This is a genomic window from Actinomadura sp. NPDC047616 (assembly GCF_040642915.1).
Taxonomy (GTDB): domain Bacteria; phylum Actinomycetota; class Actinomycetes; order Streptosporangiales; family Streptosporangiaceae; genus Spirillospora; species Spirillospora miaoliensis.
In genome coordinates, this window is record NZ_JBEYTB010000012.1 from 94382 (window position 1) to 110438 (window position 16057).

Here is a 16057-nt window from a genome sequence, read left to right on the forward strand (position 1 = left end):
CGATTTGCTTTTAGGTAGGAGTCTTCATGTCCAGCGCCTCGCCGGGCGCACTCGCGGGCCGCTGTGCGACGCCCCGCGGGTCCTTCGTCCTCCACTCCTCGGTCCTGGGCGCCCTCCTGGCGGCGTCCAGCGCTCCCACCCCGCTCTACACCCGCTACCAGGACCAATGGGACCTGTCGGCGCTGACCGTCACGCTCGTGTTCAGCGCCTACTCCCTGACGCTCCTGCTGTCCCTGCTCACCACCGGAGGGCTCTCCGACCACCTCGGGCGACGCCCCGTCCTCGCGGGCGCGCTCGTACTGGAGGCGGCCGCCATGCTGCTGCTCGCCGCGGCGGACGGCTCCGGCGCACTGATCGCCGCCCGGATCCTGCAGGGGGCCGCCACCGGTGCGGCCACGAGCGCCGCGGGCGCCGCCCTCCTCGACCTCGAGAGCCCGGCTCACCCGGGCCGGTCCGCCCTGATCAACGGCATCGCCCCCGTGGGCGGCATGGCCGCCGGCGTGCTGGCCTCCACGCTGCTCGTCCGGTACGCGCCCGCGCCCACGGTCACCGTGTACCTGCTGCTGGCGACGCTGTTCACCGCGCAGGCGATCGCGATCGCGTTCACCCCGGAGACGGCCCGCAGACGTGCAGGGGCGTGGCACTCCCTGCGTCCCCGCCTCGCCGTCCCGGTCCCGGCCCGCCACGCCCTGCTGCTCGCGGGAACGGGCGTCGTCGCCGTCTGGGCCCTGGGCGGTTTCTACTCCTCCCTGGGGCCGGCCCTCGTCCGCCTCGTCGCGCCCCGCACCTCCGAGGCAGCCGGCGGCATGCTCTTCTTCACCGTCACCGCCGCCGCCGCGCTCACCGTGTGGACGCTCCGGCGGACGTCCGCGGTCACCGGCGCGACGGCCGGAAGCTGCGCCGTCGTACCGGCCGCGGCGCTGACCCTGGGCGGCCTGCACGGCGGGGGACTGCCCGCCCTGTTCGGCGGAGCGGCCCTGGCCGGCGTCTCCTTCGGCGCCGTGTCACAAGGCGCGCTGCGCATGACGCTCGCCGCGCTCTCCGAACACGACCGCGCCGCGACCCTGGCCGCCTACTACGTCCTCAGCTACCTGTCGATGAGCCTGCCCGCCATCGCCGCGGGCGCCGCCACCGAGCGGTACGGCCTGGACCTCACGTCGCACGCCTACGCCGCGACCGCCGCCCTGCTCGCCCTGGTGGCGCTCGCGGCACTCACCGCAGCACGCCGGTGCTCCTGACACACGATCGAAGAAAGGCGCGAACGAACATGCACATGACCACCGACGTCCTCGTCCCCTCCTGGACCGTGGGCGATGTCACCGTCCACCGCATCGACGAGATCCCTTTGCCGCCCGCGACCGGACCGTGGCTGCTGCCCGCCGCCACCGCCGGCGTCGTCGCGGAACAGGAATGGCTCCGTCCCGACTTCGCCGACCACGAGGGCGTCCTGCGCATCGACAGCCACAGCTTCGCCCTGTCCGTCGACGGACTGCGCGTCCTCGTCGACACCGGGATCGGCAACGGCAAGACGCGCGCCAACCCCGCCTGGCACGACCTCCGAACCGAGTACCTCGCCCGCCTCACGGCCGCGGGCTTCTCCCCCGAACTCGTCGACCTGGTGATCCTCACGCACCTGCACACCGACCACGTCGGCTGGAACACGCGGGAATCGCACGGCGAATGGGTACCGACCTTCCCCAACGCCCGCTACGTCACCTCCCGGGCCGAGCGGGAGTTCTGGGCCGGATACGGCATGGACGAGCCGCGGCGGCAGATGTTCCGCGACTCGGTGCATCCCATCGAGGACGCGGGCCTGCTCGACCTCATCGACGTTCCGGCCGAGGGCATCGACCTCGCCCCCGGCCTGCGTCTCCTGCCCACCCCCGGCCACACTCCCGGCCACGTCGCCGTGCAGGTGAGCAGTCACGGCGAGACCGCGCTGATCACGGGCGACTGCGTGCACCACCCCGTGCAGCTCGCCCACCCTTCCATCGGCAGCTGCGTCGACATCGATCCCGCCCAAGCCGAGGCCACGCGCCGCTCATTGCTCGACTCGCTCGCCGACACCGACACCCTCCTGCTGGGCACCCACTTCCCCCCGCCCACCGCCGGCCGAGTCACCACCCGGGGCACCGGCTACCGCCTCACCCCCGTCCCTCCGACCCACCACTGACCCGCCGTGCACATCTGCCTCGCCCGGCCATCGACTCGTGACGGCGTCTGTAGCAGCACGGCGGCGACGCTTCCGTTTCGGTGGGCACGGCCGCGTCAAGGCACATGACCTCGCCACGTCGGCGTCGGGCTCGCATGTCCAAGCACCCGGGCGGCGGCCCGCCCGGGCGCATCGATCCAGGCGGTTTCAGGTGGTGGCGGCGGCCGGGCGGCCGTGGGCGGCTCCGGCGAAGAACGTGCGGCCCGCCATCGTCATGGCCGGCTGGAACTCGGCCATCAGCTGCGCCCGGTACGGCGCGTCGGCGAAGCGCGGCTGGAGCTGGAACTCGGCGGCCACCGACCACCAGGTGACCGGGACGACACCGGCCATCACCATCCGCTGCACCGCCGCGTCGTGGGCCTCCCTGCTGAGCGAGGCCGAGGCGTCGACGACCACGTACGGCTCGTAGCCTTCGCGCAGCGCGCCCAGGACGGTCTGCAGGACGCATCCGTCGGTGGCGATCCCGCCGATGATCAGCTTGCGCCGGCCGGTGCCCCGGACGGCCTCGGCGAAGTCGGGGTCGAGAAACGAGTTGAACGCGGTCGAGCGCTCGATGACCGGGTGGTCGCCGATGGCCTCCAGCAGCTCCGGGTACAGCGGGCCGGAGGGCTTGGACGCCTCGCCGTTGGTCACCACCAGGCCGCTGCCATAGAGCTTGGCGGTCTTGGCGAGGCCCACCGCGTTGGCGATGTGCTCGCGCAGGTCGTGCGAGCGCAGCAGGTTGGCGAACCCGACGGCGTAGTCGACCAGCACGACGGCGGCGTTGTCGGGGGACAGCGGTTCGAGGTCCATGGTCGTCCCTTCAGGGCGGCACTAATGACCAATTGGTTAGTAACGTACCTCCACCCCCCACTAATGTCCACGCGTACAGTAAGGGGCATGGTGTCTGACACGTCACGGCAGAGCGCGCGGCATCCGGCGCCGAAGAAGAAGCGGGTGCGCGATCCCGAGGCGCGCCGGGCCGCCATCCTGGCCGCGGCCCGCTCGGTCTTCGCCGAGCGCGGCTACGCCAAGGCCACCATCCGGGAGATCGCGCAGCGCGCCGGGGTGACCCACGGGCTGGTGGTGCTGCACTTCTCGACGAAGGAACAGCTCTTCCTCGCCGCCGTGCCCGGCCCCCGCGACCTGGCCGACAGCGTTCAGGGCGACGCCGCCGGGCTGGCCGAGCGCGTGGCCCGCGCCTACGTCGCGCGCATGGAGTCGGCGGACGGCGCCGACCCCTTCATCGCGCTCATCCGCAGCGCCGCCGCCGACCAGGACGCCGCCAAGGCGCTGCTGCGCGCCATGCGCGAGGAGAGCGTCAACGCCTACGGCACCGTCCTCGACCGGCCGGACGTCCCCCAGCGGGTCGATCTGGTGGGCGCCCACCTCATCGGAGTCACGTTCAGCCGCTACGTCCTGGCCGACGGCCCCCTCGCCGCCATGTCCCCCGAAGAACTCACCCGCTACCTCACCATGACCCTGGCCGGAATCCTCCAAGGCACCCCCGGCCGGCCCCCGGCCACCGGCTGAGCGAGGGCCCGCGGCGACATGGTGGACGCCGAGGTCAATCAGGGCGACGGGCGGCGTCCGGTCGTCCGTCCGGAAGCGTGATCCGGTAAGGCTTGTGCTTGCGCCAGTGCCATCCGTGCCGGAGGACCAGCGCCGCGATGTCCAGGTTGCCGATCTGGTGGTTTTCGCGGAGCGTGAGGATGGTCTCCCAGGTCACGGGACGCTTGCGCAGTATGGCGGCCAACGCGTTCTCGACGGGCATGCTCGCCGACCGCATAGGAACCAACCAAATCGACATCGCCGCCCGGCTCATCGTGATTCATCGTCGTTGCGGTCCGGCCTCGGCACCTCGGCGATCAACCGGGATGCCTACGCCCTTGTCGCATCGCGCGTAGGCGTTGGGGCGGGCTGGCTGGTGTGGGCGGGCGAGGGTGATCGGGGGGTTGGTGAGGCGGCGGCGGGCCTGGGTCAGGAGGGCGGCGGCGGGGCCAGTGAGGGTTGTGCCGGTGCGCCAGACGGCGCAGAGGGAACGTTCCAGTGTCAGGCCGGCGATGGGGATCTCCGCGAGTGTGCCGGCGGCGAGGTCGGCGGTCACGACGAGTTCGCTGATCAACGCCGGGCCGGCACCGGCGACGACCGCGTTGCGGACGGCGGTGCTCGAGCCCAGCTCCAGCAGGGGCGGGACAGGACGCAGGCCGTGGGCGGCCAGCGCCTGAGCGGCGGCCTCGCGGGTGCCGGAGCCGGCTTCGCGGCTGATCAGCGGGGTGGCCGCGACTTCGGCCGGGGCGACGGGGCGGCGGCGGCGCGTCCAGCGGTGGCCGGGCGGCGCGACCAGGACGAGGCGGTCTCCGGCGACGGCACGGGAACGGAGCCCGGCCGGGCGGCCGGGCGACTCGATGAAGCCGATGTCGATCTCGCCGTGCCGGGCCAGCTCGCAGACCCGCGCGGAGTTGGTGACTTGCAGTCCGACGTGCAGTTCCGGGTGGCTGCGGCGCAGTTCACCGATCCAGGCGGGTAGCAGGTATTCGGCGACGGTGAGGCTGGCCGCGACGGAGAGTTGCGCGGTGCGCGCGCGGCGGAGAGCGGCGGCACCGTCGGTGAGGGCCGCGAGGTCGTCCAGAACGCGGCGGGCCCAGGCGGTGACCAGCGCGCCGTCCGGGGTGAGGGCGGAGCCGCGGCGGGTGCGGTCGAGCAGGCGCAGGCCGAGGCGGCGTTCCAGCCGGGACATCCGTTTGCTCGCCGCCGGCTGGCTGATCCCGAGCTCGGCCGCTGCGGCGGAGAGACTGCCCTGGTCGGCGACGTGTACGAGCAGCTGCAGCGACTCCACGTCCGGATGAGACATGCCCTCAGGTTATGACGTGAGGTCGAATCGCCCGGTACCGGCGGCGGCCGGGCCGAAGAAGGCTCGCGTGCATGAACACGTTGGAGATGGCGCGGCCGGCACTGGGACGAACGGCGCCCGGTGTCGCGGTGGCCGTGGCGGGCGCGGCGGCGGCGATGGTGGTCAACTGGTCGGTGCCGGCGTTGAGCGCGCTGACCGTGGCGGTGCTGCTCGGGGTGCTGCTGGGCGGGGTGCTGCCGACGGCGACGTCGGACGGCCTGCAGTGGGCGACCCGGAAGTTCCTGCGGGTCGGCGTTGTGCTGCTGGGCCTGCAGTTGAGCGTCAGCGAGGTGCTGCGGCTCGGGCCCGGCATGCTGGCCGTCGTGGTGATCACCGTCGGGACCGGGTTCGCCGGGACGATCGCGCTCGGACGGCTGGTCGGTGTGTCCCGCGGGCTGGCGCTGATGGTGGCGACCGGGTTCTCGATCTGCGGCGCCTCGGCGATCGTCGCGATGGACGGCGTGACCCGCAGTGACAAGAAGGACGTCGCCACCGCCGTCACGTTGGTGACGATCTACGGCAGCGCCGCCATCGCACTCGTGCCGTTCCTCGGCACCAGGGTGCTCGGCCTGGATGATCAGTCGCTCGGCATGTGGGCGGGGCTGAGCGTCCACGAGGTGGCGCAGGTCGTCGCGGCCGCCTCGCCGGCAGGCGCGGCCGCCGTGGGGACGGCCGTGATCGTGAAGCTGACCCGTGTGGTGCTGCTCGCGCCGATGGTGGCCGGGATGGGGATGGTCGAGCGGCGCGGCACGGAGGGCCGGCCGCCGGTCGTGCCGCTGTTCGTCGTCGGGTTCCTGGTCATGCTCGCGGTGCGCAGCACCGGCGCGGTGCCGGGCTCGGCCTTGGCGGTCGCGAAAGAAGCCTCGACGGTGTTGCTGGCCGCCGCGATGTTCGGGCTCGGGTCGGCGGTGCGCGTCCGGGCTCTGGTGAAGACCGGGCGGCGGGGGCTCCTGCTCGGCGCCCTGTCGACGGTGCTGGTCGGTGCGGTCTCCCTCACCACGCTGACGCTTTTCGGACCGTAAGGCGCCGAGTTCACCTCGCACTGTCACCACCGCGCCGGGCGCGCTGCGGCAGTGTAATGGACGGTGAAGCGCCCCAGATTGCCGCCGCCCACCCCGCACGCTCCGGGCTGCGTGGGCGCGGGGCCAGGGCGGCGACCCGAGCGCCGCCGCCCTTGACGCGGATGGCGCTGACCAACCAGCACGCCGGTCAGGATCGAAACAAGATCTTCGCGGACGCCCTCGGGGCTGCGCTCGTGATAGTGGCACGGCCGCGTTCGTCGAGCCAGGCCGCCAGGAGCATGCGGGCGGGCGCCGGCAAGGCCGCGGGCACCAGGGCAAGGGGCGCGAACAATGTCGGAGCCATCGCGTTTAATCGTGGGGGTGGACGTTGAGAAGCGCATCGCTGAGCTGACGGCCGAGGTCAAGCGGCTGAACGACCTGTACTACGGCACCGGCGACAGCCCGCTGCCGGACGCTGACTACGACGCGCTGAAGGACGAGCTGGCGGCGCTCGTCGCCGAGCACCCGGAACTGGAGCCGGCCGACAGCCCGCTCGGCAAGGTCAACGCGCCGGCGGAGCTGACCGGCCCGACCATTCGCCACGCGCGCCCGATGCTCTCGCTGGCGAAGGCGACGAGCGAGGAGCAGATCCGCACGTTCTGCGGACGATTCGCAGGCCAGGTCTTCCGCGTGTCGGAGAAGCTCGACGGGCTTTCGCTCAGCGTCGTCTACGTCGACGGAAAGCTCGACTACGTTGCCACGCGCGGCACCGGCACGGTCGGCGAGCTGGTGACCGAGAAGGTACGCCACGTGATTCCGGGGCTACCGACCGAGATTGCGATGCCTGGGCGCGTCGAGGTCCGTGGGGAGGCCGTGATGCTGCGGTCGGTGTGGGCCGCCTACAACGAGGCGCACCCGGACCGGACGCTGACCAACCCGCGGTCGGGCGCCGCCGGGACGCTGGTGCTCAAGGACCCCGAAGCGGCTGCGAAGGCCAAGCGGCTGCTGAGGTTCTTCGCGTTCGGCGCTGATCGCCACGGCGCCGCGGTGGAGATCCCGGCGGGTTTCGAGCCGGTCGCCCAGTACGTGTGCGCGAGTGTCGAGGAGGTGATGGACGCGATCCACGAGATCGGCGGGCGCCGCGACGGGCTGGACTATGACATCGACGGCGCGGTCGTGCGGCTGCACGAGCCGGCGGCGTTCGACGCGGCGGGCTTCAACAGCGCCGAGCCGCGCGGAGCGATCGCGTTCAAGTACCCGCCGGAGGAGAAGCTGACGACGCTGCTGTCGGTCGAGTGGCCGGTCGGCAAGATCGGCCGTGTCCCACCGCGCGCGAAGGTCGCGCCGGTGTTCGTCGGCGGCGTGACGGTGGAGAACATCACCCTCCACAACCCGCGGCTGATCCGCGAGCGCGACCTGCGGATCGGTGACACGGTGGCGGTCGTGCGGCGCGGCGATGTGATCCCGTTCGCGGGCCGCTCGCTGCCGGAGCGGCGCGACGGGAGCGAGGTCGAGATCGTCCCGCCGACGCACTGCCCGTCGTGCGGCTCCGAACTGGAGGTTCGCGGCACCGGCGAAGAGCGCTGGTGTGTGAACCTGCAGTGCCCCGCGCAGGCGACGCGGCGACTGATGCACTGGGCCTCGCGCCAGGCGGCCGACATGGAAGGCGTCGGCGACACCTGGATCGAGAAGCTCGCCGAGGACGGCGTGCTCAAACGCCGCAGCGACTTCTATGACCTGACCGCCGAGCAACTGCTCGGCTACGAACGGATGGGCGAGGTCAGCGCCAAGAACATGATCGACTCGATCGCGTCCTCCAAGAACATGGGGCTGCGGCGCGCACTGATCGGACTGGCGATCCCGATGGCCTCCGAGGGCACGGCCAAGCGCCTGTGCCTGGCCGGCTACGAGCGCATCGAGGACATCGCGGCGGCAACGGTCGAGGACCTGGTGGCGATCCGCGATATCGGCCCGAAGGTCGCCGAGAGCATCGTGGCCTTCTTCGCCCGCGCGGAGGTGCAGGAGGAGATAGCGGCGCTACGTGAGCGCGGCGTGAACCTCGATGTGCTGGCTGAGGACCGGCCGGTCGACGCGGCGGCCGCAGGCGACTCGCCGCTCAAGGGCAAGTCGGTCGTGATCACCGGCGCGTTCGCCGACCCACGCTCGGGCGCGAAGATCAGCCGGCCGGACGTCACGCGCCTGGTCGAGCAGGCGGCGGCGACGACCGCCTCGTCGGTCTCGGCCAACACCCACTACCTGCTCGCCGGCGACAACGTCGGAGCAGCGAAGATCGGCAAGGCCGAAAAGCTCGGGGTCACGGTCGTCAACCAGGACGAATTGTGGCGCTGGCTGGCCGAAGCCGGCGTCATCTAACGCATCGGGCACGTGGAGCCGATCGGCCGGAGTCCGGCCTCCGCCAGGATCGGGATGCCGCGCTGATATCCCGCCTGCGGGGCCGAGCCATCGAGTGCGAGCAGTCTGGGGCGGTCATCCCCGAAGCCGGCGCGACCCGCTCCAGCCAGATCTGGTTCGCCGCGAAGCCGTACAGCGGCAGGTTCCGCAATCCGCTGTCCTTGGCGCACCAGATGCGGTCCTGGGCCCGGGCCCGGCGGCGGTGCCGACGGTCCGCGCTGTTTGGACGGGCGTCGTCAGCCGACGTGTACCAGGGGGCGGTTTTCGATGTCGGGCTCGGCCTGGCGAAGGATCTCACGGGTGAGCGGAGGCACGTCACCGCCGCCGAAGACCAGATAGCGCAGCAGGGCCCCGACCGGATTGCCTTCGGCCCAGTGGAAGTAGACGTGCGGAAGCCTGCCGGTCTCGTCGCGCACATGCAGCAGGATCGCAGCGATCGCGTTGGAGATGCTCGGGCTCTCGGCCCGCAGGATCCGGTACCCGTGCCGTTCCTCGGCGGTCACCTGCAGCTCGGTCTCGAACTCCGAAGCGTCGGTGACGGTGATCTCGAGGAAGGCCAGCCGTTCGTCGCTGCGCAGGCGATGCAGTTCCCACGCCTCCCGGGCCTTGTCGACGTACTCCTTGTGGTCGCGTTCGTCCGGCTCGTTGGCGATGAACCGCAGTTCGCCCGCCTCGGCGAGATAGCGGCGGGCCTCATCGGAGAAGGTGACGGAGGTGACGCGCAGCTCGGTCGACCGGGTGGCACGGGACAACAGCGAGGTGACGACGATCGCCACACAGAACAGCATCGCGATCACCAGGCCGTCGGGCCGTTCGATGATGTTGGCGATCGTCGCGTACGACAGGATCAGCGCGATGACGCCGAACGCGACGGCCGCCCGGCGGTGCCGTCGCTTCCACGCCGCCAGCGTCGCGGCCACCGCGGCCGAGAGGATCAGCGCGAGCACCCCGGTGGCGTACGCGCCTCCCTGCGCCTCCACCTCCGCGTTGAACAGCACCGTGATCGCGAACGAGATACCGGTGAATATGAGCACCATCGGCCGGGTGGCGCGCGTCCAGTCCGGCGCCATGCCGTAGCGGGGCAGGTACCGGGGCACGATGTTGATCAGCCCGGCCATCGCCGAGGCCCCCGCGAACCACAGGATCGCGATGGTGGAGATGTCGTAAAGAGTTCCGAACCAGTCGCCCAGGTACTTGTGGGCCAGATAGGCCAGGGCGCGCCCGTTGGCTTGGCCGCCCTCCTCGAATTCCCGTTTCGGGATCAGCACCGTGGTGGCGAGGCTTGAGCTGATCAGGAAAACGCTCATGATGGCGGCCGCCGTGGTCAGCAGCTTTCGCGCGCCCCGGATCCGCCGGTCGAGGTCCCCCTTCACCAGCGGCATCACCGCCACACCGGTCTCGAAGCCGGACAGGCCGAGGGCGAGCTTGGGCATGACGAACACCGAGACCGCGACCATCGCCAGCGGACCGGAGTAGTCGGCGGTGAGCACGTTCCGCCAGTCGGTCACCAGTTCCGGGCTGCTGATCACCTCGGCGACCGCCGTCCCGACCACCACCGCGTTCAGCGACAGGTAGACCGCCACCAGCACGACCGCGATCGAGATCGCCTCGCTGAATCCGCCCAGGAACACCCCGCCGAGCGCCGCGATCAGCACCAGCGTGACCGGCACCTGCCATCCGGCCATCCAGTCCGGGGCGAACGGGTTGTGCAGCACATGCGCGGTGGCGTCGGCTGCTGACAGCGTGATCGTCACAATGAACGCGGTGGCCACGAAACCGAGCAGGAACAGCACCAGCAGCTTGCCGCGCCAGCCGGGCAGCAGCCGCTCCAGCATCGACAACGACCCCAGACCATGCGGGCTCTGCCCGGCCACCGACCGGTAGACCGGCAACGCGCCGAACAGGGTCAGGGCCACCAGCAGCACGGTGGCGATCGGGCTCAGCGCGCCTGCGGCCAGAGCGGCGATCCCCGGCTGGTAGCCCAGCGTGGAGAAGTAGTCGACGCCGGTGAGGCACATGACCTGCCACCAGCGATGCTGCTTGTGCGTGACCTGCTCATGCTCGGGCGTGCGGCGATGATGCGGGCCCGCCTTGCGGCCGGGCCGGTGCAGTCCCTGTAGCAGCCAGCGACGCATTGACGATCCGCCGGACGACTCCGTCGACGTGTCCACCACGCTCACCCGCGCCTTTGTCAGCGATCAACGAGCAGGCATGTTACCCACTGGCAGCCGCCGGCATACAGGCGCTACGCCCCTCCGCGGCCCGCGCCGAGGCCGAGCCCGAGGCCGCCGCGCAGCCGGACGCCTCTGGCAGTCCCACCTGGATCCGGCGCAGCCGGTCGGCTTCGATCCGCACATCGTCCGAGCTCGCTGGCGGCGGAGGTCCGCCACGGCTGGGACCACTGGCGAGTAGTCCCGCATTCGTCGCGGCGGTCCGTCCCCGCGGCGGCGCGGTTTCCGTAACGATTTTCAGGAGGAGCGGCGGCGGCGCATTTCATCGAACGCCACCCCGGGGTCCCAACGCTCCCACTCGGCCAGGAACTCGCGCCGTTCGCGGGGCTCGTCCGGATGCACGACGCGCACGGCCACGACGCGGTCGCCGAGACTCAGGGCCGCGGCGAGGGCCTGGCACGTGAGCCTGGTGACGCCGCCGACGGGCACGATGACCAGCGACCCGTGCGGACGCGGCGGCGCGGGAACGCAGCCGAGTTCCAGCTTCTCGCCGATCCGGCGATAGGCGCGGTTGACCCGTTCCATGACCAGCACCAAGGCGGGGAGCGCGATGAGGATCAGCCAGCCGCCCTCGGTGAACTTGCACATCGTCACGACCACCGCGGCGATCGCCGTGAGCAGCGCGCCGAAGCCGTTCAACGCGACCTTGCCCCGCCAGCCGTCCGGACGGGCGGCCAGCCAGTGCCGCACCATGCCCGCCTGCGACAGGGTGAAGCCGACGAACACCCCGATCGCGAACAGCGGGACCAGGGTGTTCATGGCGCCGCCCGCGACCACCAGCAGCAGTCCCGAAGTGAGCGCCAGGAAGCCGATGCCGTTCCTCCCTATCGGGAGGCTCCTCTCCGGCACCAGCCGCACCTGCGGCGACGATGCTCTCACCTTGGTCACGGCGGGCGTGGGGCATGCTTCCTCCTGACGGGTTCACCCGCCATGTTCACGCCGCCAGACTCGTCCGACATATCCCTTTAGCGCATTCCAGACGCCGAATGGGTGATTCTTAACGCCGCCCTGACAGCTGAAAACGCCGGCCAGGTGGGAACACACTCGTTCTCGCGGCCGCGTGGGCGGGGCTGCGGCAGCTGGTCTCGGGGTTCGAAGCGGTAGCCCATGCCGGGCTCGGTGATCAGGTGCCGGGGACGGGCCGGGTCGGGTTCCAGCTTGCGGCGCAGCTGGGCCAGGTAGACGCGCAGGTAGCCGGTCTCCTTCTCGTACGCCGGACCCCACACCTCGCGCAGCAGCCGCTTCTGGTCGACCAGCCGCCCGGCGTTGCGGACCAGCACCTCCAGCACGTGCCACTCGGTGGGCGTCAGCCGCACGCCGGCGCCGCCGCGGGTGACCTTCCGGGCGGCCAGGTCGACGGTGAACGCGGCGGTCTCCACCACGGCGTGCTCCCCGGCGGGAGCGGCGCGGCGGACGGCGGCGCGCAGCCGGGCCAGCAGCTCGTCCATGCCGAACGGCTTGGTGACGTAGTCGTCGGCGCCGACGTCCAGGGCCTCCACCTTGTCGGCGGACGCCTGCCGCGCCGACAGCACGATGATCGGCACGTTCAGCCAGCCGCGCAGCCCCTGGATGACCTCGACGCCGTCCATGTCCGGCAGGCCCAGGTCGAGCACGACCACGTCGGGGTGGCGGCGCGCGGCCAGGTCCAGGGCGGTGCGGCCGTCGGGCGCGGCGTCCACCTCGTAGCCGCGGGTCCGCAGGTTGATCCGCAGCGCCCGGACGATTTGCGGATCGTCCTCGACGATCAGTACCCGCGTCACCGCGTCTCCTCTGTTTCCTTCCTCATCCCGGTCATCGTCCGGTCCTGGTGGATGATCGCGCGGCGGGAGGGACGATCGCGCGTGCCCATGCCGGTCGTCACCTCCCCGGACAGCAATGCCCGTCCGCGGACCGGCGAAATCGAGCAAAGGGTGTTGGATGCACCCGATGGAGAACCGTCGAGGTACACGGTGTTGAGGTTCACTTCGACGTGTCTCGACGCCGTCTGCGGGCGGCGGGCTCCGCATGGCGCGGGCCGTTCACGGGTCGAAGCGGTAGCCCATCCCGGGTTCGGTGATGAGGTGGCGCGGGCGCGACGGGTCGCGCTCCAGCTTGCGCCGCAGGGTGGCCATGTAAACACGCAGGTAGTGGGTCTCCTTGACGTGCGCCGGACCCCACACGTCATTGAGCAGCTGTCGCTGGGTGATGAGCCTGCCCGGATTGCGGAGCAGGGGCTCCAGGATCGCCCATTCGGTGGGCGTGAGGCGCAGCGGGGCCCCTTCAGGCGCGGAGACGGTCTTGCGCTTGAGGTCGACCGAGAACTCGCCCACCTGGACGAGCGGCGTGCCGCTGTCGGAGGGCACTCGCCGCGTGATCGCCCGAATGCGGGCCAGCAGTTCGTCCACGCCGAACGGCTTGGTGACGTAGTCGTCGGCGCCCGCGTCCAGGGCGTCCACCTTGTCGCCGCTGCCGGACCGCCCGGACAGCACGATGATCGGCACCTGGCTCCAGCCGCGCAGCCCGCGGATCACCTCGACTCCGTCCAGGTCGGGCAGGCCGAGGTCGAGGATGACCAGGTCGGGGTGCCAGTCGGCGGCGCGGCGCAGCGCCTGCTCCCCGGTGGGCGCCTCGGCCACCTCGTAGCGCCGGGCCCGCAGGTTCAGCCGCAGCGTCGCCAGGATCTGCGGGGAGTCGTCGACGACGAGGACGCGAGTCATGGACGTGCCTCCAGCCCCGGTTCCGGATCGGTGCCGTCCCGCCAGGCCGCGACCCGGTCGAGGATCATCGGGTCGGCGAGCGGTTCGCCGTCGGTGGTCGTGCCGGCGGCGGGCAGCGTGACGATCATGGTGAGGCCGCCGCCGGGGGTCTCCTCGGGGGTCAGGGTGCCGCCCATCGCCTCGGTCAGCCCGCGCGACAGCGCCAGGCCGAGCCCGACGCCGCTGCCGTTGTCCCGGTCGCCGAGCCGCTGGAACGGCAGGAACACCCGGTCCCAGTCGGCGGGCGGGATGCCGGGCCCGCGGTCGATCACCCGCACCTCGACGTGCTCGGCATGTGCGCTGGCGGTCACCGCGACCGGCTCGCCGTCCGGCGGGTTGTGCCGGACGGCGTTGCCGACCAGGTTGGCCAGCACGCGTTCCAGCAACGCCGGGTCGGCCACCACCTCGGGCAGCCGCTCGGGGATCTGGATGCGCGCCTCGGCCTTCCCCACGTCGCCGAGGGCACGGGGAACGACGTCCTCGACGGCGACCCGCTGGGACGAGACGCCGAGCACCCCGGCCTGCAGGCGGCTCATGTCCAGCAGGTTGGCCACCAGCCGGTCCAGGCGGCCGAGCGACTCGGCGGCGGTGTCGAGCAGCTCGTCGCGGTCCTCCTCGCTCCAGTCGACGTCGGGGCTGCGCAGGCTGTCGACGGCGGCCTTGGCCGAGGCCAGGGGGGTGCGCAGGTCGTGGCTGACGGCGTTGAGCAGGGCGGTGCGCATCCGGTCGGCCTCGGCCAGCGGCCGCACCTGCTCGGCCTCCGCCGACAGCCGCTGCTGCCGCAGCGCCACGGCGGCGTGCGCGGCGAACGCCTCCAGCACCCGCCGGTCCTCGGCCCGCAGGGTGCGTCCCCGCATGACCAGCACCAGTTCCTCGGAGATCGGGATCTCGGTCTCGCCGGCCTGCGGGGTCGCGCACGGCGGGCCGCCCGCCGTGGCCACGATGCGCCAGCGCTCCGGGTCGCTGAGCAGGCCCGGCGTCTCGGCCGTGCCCGGCTCGCGTTCCAGCAGGGTGACGGCGGTGAGCGCGAAGGTCTCCCGGAGGCGATCGAGGATGTCGTGCACGGCGCTCTGCCCGCGCAGCACGCCCCCGGCCAGCGTGGACAGCACCTCGGCTTCGGTCCGGGCGTGCGCCGCCTCGCGGCTGCGCCGGTAATTGACGTCCACCACGGCGCTGACCGCGACGGCGACCGCCACGAACACCACCAGCGCCAGCAGGTTGTCCCGTTCCGCAATGGTGAACTCGTGGATCGGCGGGGTGAAGAAGTAGTTGAGCAGCAACGATCCGGCCACGGCGGCGAACAGCGCGGGACGCAGCCCGCCGACCATCCCGACGCCGATCACCGCGAGCAGGAACAGGAGGATGTCGCTGGGCAGCGAAAGGTCGGGCTGCGCCTCCCGGAGCACCAGTGTGAGCAGAGGCAGCACCATGGCGGCCAGCGCGAAGCCCGCCACCCGCCGCCGCCGCGACAGCCCGCCGCCCGGCGGTCGCGCCCGCCTGCCCTTGCTGACCTCCTCGTGAGTGACCAGGTGAACGTCGATCGTCCCGGACAGGGCGGTGGTGGTGACCCCGACGCCGCGGGAGAAGATCTGCGCGACGCGGCCCCGGCGGGACGCGCCCAGCACCAGCTGGGTGGCGTTGACGCCGCGCGCGAAGTCCAGCAGCGCGGTCGGCACGTCGTCGCCGACCACCTGGTGGTACGTGCCGCCCAGGCTCTCCACCAGGGCGCGCTGCCGGACCAGGTTGGCGGGGTCGGCGCCGGTGAGCCCGTCGCTGTTGGCGACGTGCACGGCCAGCAGGTCGGCGCCCTTGGAGCGGTCGGCGATGCGGGCGGCGCGGCGGATCAGCGTGTCGCCCTCGGGCCCGCCGGTCAGCGCCACCACGACGCGTTCGCGTGCCTCCCAGGTGCCGCGGATGCCGTGGTCGGCGCGGTAGCGGTCGAGCTGGTCGTCGACCTTGTCGGCCAGCCACAGCAGCGCCAGCTCGCGCAGCGCGGTCAGGTTGCCGACGCGGAAGTAGTTGCCGAGGGCGGCGTCGATCTTCTCCGGGGCGTAGACGTTGCCGTGCGCCATGCGGCGCCGCAGCGCCTCGGGCGTCATGTCGATCAGCTCGACCTGGTCGGCACGGCGGACCACCTCGTCGGGGACGGTCTCGCGCTGCGGCACGCCGGTGATGGCCTCCACGACGTCGTTCACCGAGTCCAGGTGCTGGATGTTGACGGTGGAGATCACGTCGATGCCCGCGTCGAGGATCTCGTCGATGTCCTGCCACCGCTTGGCGTTGCGCGAGCCCGGCACGTTGGTGTGCGCCAGCTCGTCGACCAGCGCCACCTGCGGGTGCCGCGCGATCATCGCGTCGACGTCCAGCTCGGTGAAGGCGGTGTCCCGATACTCCATGACCTTGCGGGGCACCACCTCCAGTCCCTCCAGCTGCTCTTCGGTGCGAGGGCGGCCGTGCGTCTCGACGAAACCGACCACCACGTCGGTGCCCCGCCCCTTGCGCCGGCGCCCCTCCGCGAGCATCGCGTAGGTCTTGCCGACGCCCGGGGCAGCCCCCAGATAGATGCGGAGCCGCCCGCGCCCCATGACCTTTCC

The 16057-nt window shown here is 71.8% G+C and carries 13 protein-coding genes and 1 pseudogene; 5 read left to right on the top strand and 9 right to left on the bottom strand.

From position 1 onward, the window contains the following. The first annotated feature begins 26 nt into the window (after nucleotides 1-26). A complete protein-coding gene (locus tag ABZ801_RS27000) occupies nucleotides 27-1238 on the top strand; it encodes an MFS transporter (protein WP_360702738.1) in 1212 nt (403 codons plus the stop codon). A gap of 35 nt (nucleotides 1239-1273) precedes the next feature. Then, nucleotides 1274-2173 (top strand): MBL fold metallo-hydrolase, encoded by a 900-nt coding sequence (locus ABZ801_RS27005; RefSeq protein ID WP_360702741.1) that lies wholly within the window; start codon nucleotides 1274-1276, stop codon nucleotides 2171-2173. A 186-nt stretch (nucleotides 2174-2359) separates the two neighbouring features. Here the strand turns inward: ABZ801_RS27005 and ABZ801_RS27010 are convergent, their stop codons facing one another. Then, a complete protein-coding gene (locus tag ABZ801_RS27010) occupies nucleotides 2360-3004 on the bottom strand; it encodes an isochorismatase family protein (RefSeq protein ID WP_360702743.1) in 645 nt (214 codons plus the stop codon). A gap of 87 nt (nucleotides 3005-3091) precedes the next feature. Here ABZ801_RS27010 and ABZ801_RS27015 point away from each other — a divergent pair, with 87 nt between their 5' ends. Then, nucleotides 3092-3724, top strand: coding sequence for a TetR family transcriptional regulator (locus tag ABZ801_RS27015; protein WP_360702746.1), 633 nt, complete (start codon nucleotides 3092-3094; stop codon nucleotides 3722-3724). Between the two features lie 34 nt (nucleotides 3725-3758). On the opposite strand, the gene ABZ801_RS27020 is transcribed toward ABZ801_RS27015, so the two are convergent. Further along, the gene (locus ABZ801_RS27020) at nucleotides 3759-3965 is read right to left on the bottom strand and encodes a hypothetical protein (protein WP_360702748.1); all 207 of its coding nucleotides are present in this window, start codon (nucleotides 3963-3965) and stop codon (nucleotides 3759-3761) included. Between the two features lie 57 nt (nucleotides 3966-4022). Further along, nucleotides 4023-5045: a LysR substrate-binding domain-containing protein gene (locus ABZ801_RS27025; protein WP_360702750.1), complete on the bottom strand. Its 1023-nt coding sequence runs from the start codon at nucleotides 5043-5045 to the stop codon at nucleotides 4023-4025. A gap of 71 nt (nucleotides 5046-5116) precedes the next feature. Between ABZ801_RS27025 and ABZ801_RS27030 the strand changes: the two genes are divergently transcribed. Then, nucleotides 5117-6106 (top strand): putative sulfate exporter family transporter, encoded by a 990-nt coding sequence (locus tag ABZ801_RS27030; RefSeq protein WP_360702753.1) that lies wholly within the window; start codon nucleotides 5117-5119, stop codon nucleotides 6104-6106. 360 nt (nucleotides 6107-6466) lie between these two features. Next, nucleotides 6467-8458, top strand: coding sequence for an NAD-dependent DNA ligase LigA (gene ligA / locus ABZ801_RS27035; protein ID WP_360702756.1), 1992 nt, complete (start codon nucleotides 6467-6469; stop codon nucleotides 8456-8458). 275 nt (nucleotides 8459-8733) lie between these two features. Here ligA and ABZ801_RS27040 read toward each other — a convergent pair whose 3' ends face one another. The 6 genes and pseudogenes from ABZ801_RS27040 to ABZ801_RS27065 all read right to left on the bottom strand — a co-directional run bounded on the left by ABZ801_RS27040 (nucleotide 8734) and on the right by ABZ801_RS27065 (nucleotide 16048). After that, the gene (locus tag ABZ801_RS27040) at nucleotides 8734-10632 is read right to left on the bottom strand and encodes an amino acid transporter (RefSeq protein WP_360702759.1); all 1899 of its coding nucleotides are present in this window, start codon (nucleotides 10630-10632) and stop codon (nucleotides 8734-8736) included. A gap of 333 nt (nucleotides 10633-10965) precedes the next feature. Next, entirely contained in the window at nucleotides 10966-11607 is a 642-nt protein-coding gene (locus ABZ801_RS27045) for a hypothetical protein (RefSeq protein ID WP_360702761.1), read from the bottom strand. 212 nt (nucleotides 11608-11819) lie between these two features. Further along, nucleotides 11820-12488, bottom strand: a pseudogene (locus ABZ801_RS27050) (response regulator); the annotation flags it as partial. Then, nucleotides 12485-12691 (bottom strand): hypothetical protein, encoded by a 207-nt coding sequence (locus ABZ801_RS27055; RefSeq protein ID WP_360702763.1) that lies wholly within the window; start codon nucleotides 12689-12691, stop codon nucleotides 12485-12487. The gene ABZ801_RS27055 and the pseudogene ABZ801_RS27050, both read right to left, overlap by 4 nt. Before the next feature lie 55 nt (nucleotides 12692-12746). After that, nucleotides 12747-13424 carry a response regulator gene (locus tag ABZ801_RS27060; RefSeq protein WP_360702765.1) on the bottom strand — a complete coding sequence of 226 codons (678 nt, stop codon included), beginning with the start codon at nucleotides 13422-13424 and terminating at the stop codon, nucleotides 12747-12749. Then, complete coding sequence (locus ABZ801_RS27065) at nucleotides 13421-16048, bottom strand: sensor histidine kinase KdpD (protein WP_360702768.1); 2628 nt, start codon at nucleotides 16046-16048, stop codon at nucleotides 13421-13423. Before ABZ801_RS27065 ends, ABZ801_RS27060 begins: the two co-directional genes overlap by 4 nt. Nucleotides 16049-16057: the final 9 nt, after the last annotated feature.

Excerpts from the sequence above, each read along its gene's own strand:
- ABZ801_RS27000 (WP_360702738.1), top strand. The coding sequence starts at position 27 with ATGTCCAGCGCCTCGCCGGGCGCACTCGCGGGCCGCTGTGCGACGCCC.
- ABZ801_RS27005 (WP_360702741.1), top strand. The coding sequence starts at position 1,274 with ATGACCACCGACGTCCTCGTCCCCTCCTGGACCGTGGGCGATGTCACC.
- ABZ801_RS27010 (WP_360702743.1), bottom strand. The coding sequence starts at position 3,004 with ATGGACCTCGAACCGCTGTCCCCCGACAACGCCGCCGTCGTGCTGGTC.
- ABZ801_RS27015 (WP_360702746.1), top strand. The coding sequence starts at position 3,092 with ATGGTGTCTGACACGTCACGGCAGAGCGCGCGGCATCCGGCGCCGAAG.
- ABZ801_RS27020 (WP_360702748.1), bottom strand. The coding sequence starts at position 3,965 with ATGCCCGTCGAGAACGCGTTGGCCGCCATACTGCGCAAGCGTCCCGTG.
- ABZ801_RS27025 (WP_360702750.1), bottom strand. The coding sequence starts at position 5,045 with ATGTCTCATCCGGACGTGGAGTCGCTGCAGCTGCTCGTACACGTCGCC.
- ABZ801_RS27030 (WP_360702753.1), top strand. The coding sequence starts at position 5,117 with ATGAACACGTTGGAGATGGCGCGGCCGGCACTGGGACGAACGGCGCCC.
- ABZ801_RS27040 (WP_360702759.1), bottom strand. The coding sequence starts at position 10,632 with ATGCGTCGCTGGCTGCTACAGGGACTGCACCGGCCCGGCCGCAAGGCG.
- ABZ801_RS27060 (WP_360702765.1), bottom strand. The coding sequence starts at position 13,424 with ATGACTCGCGTCCTCGTCGTCGACGACTCCCCGCAGATCCTGGCGACG.
- ABZ801_RS27065 (WP_360702768.1), bottom strand. The coding sequence starts at position 16,048 with ATGGGGCGCGGGCGGCTCCGCATCTATCTGGGGGCTGCCCCGGGCGTC.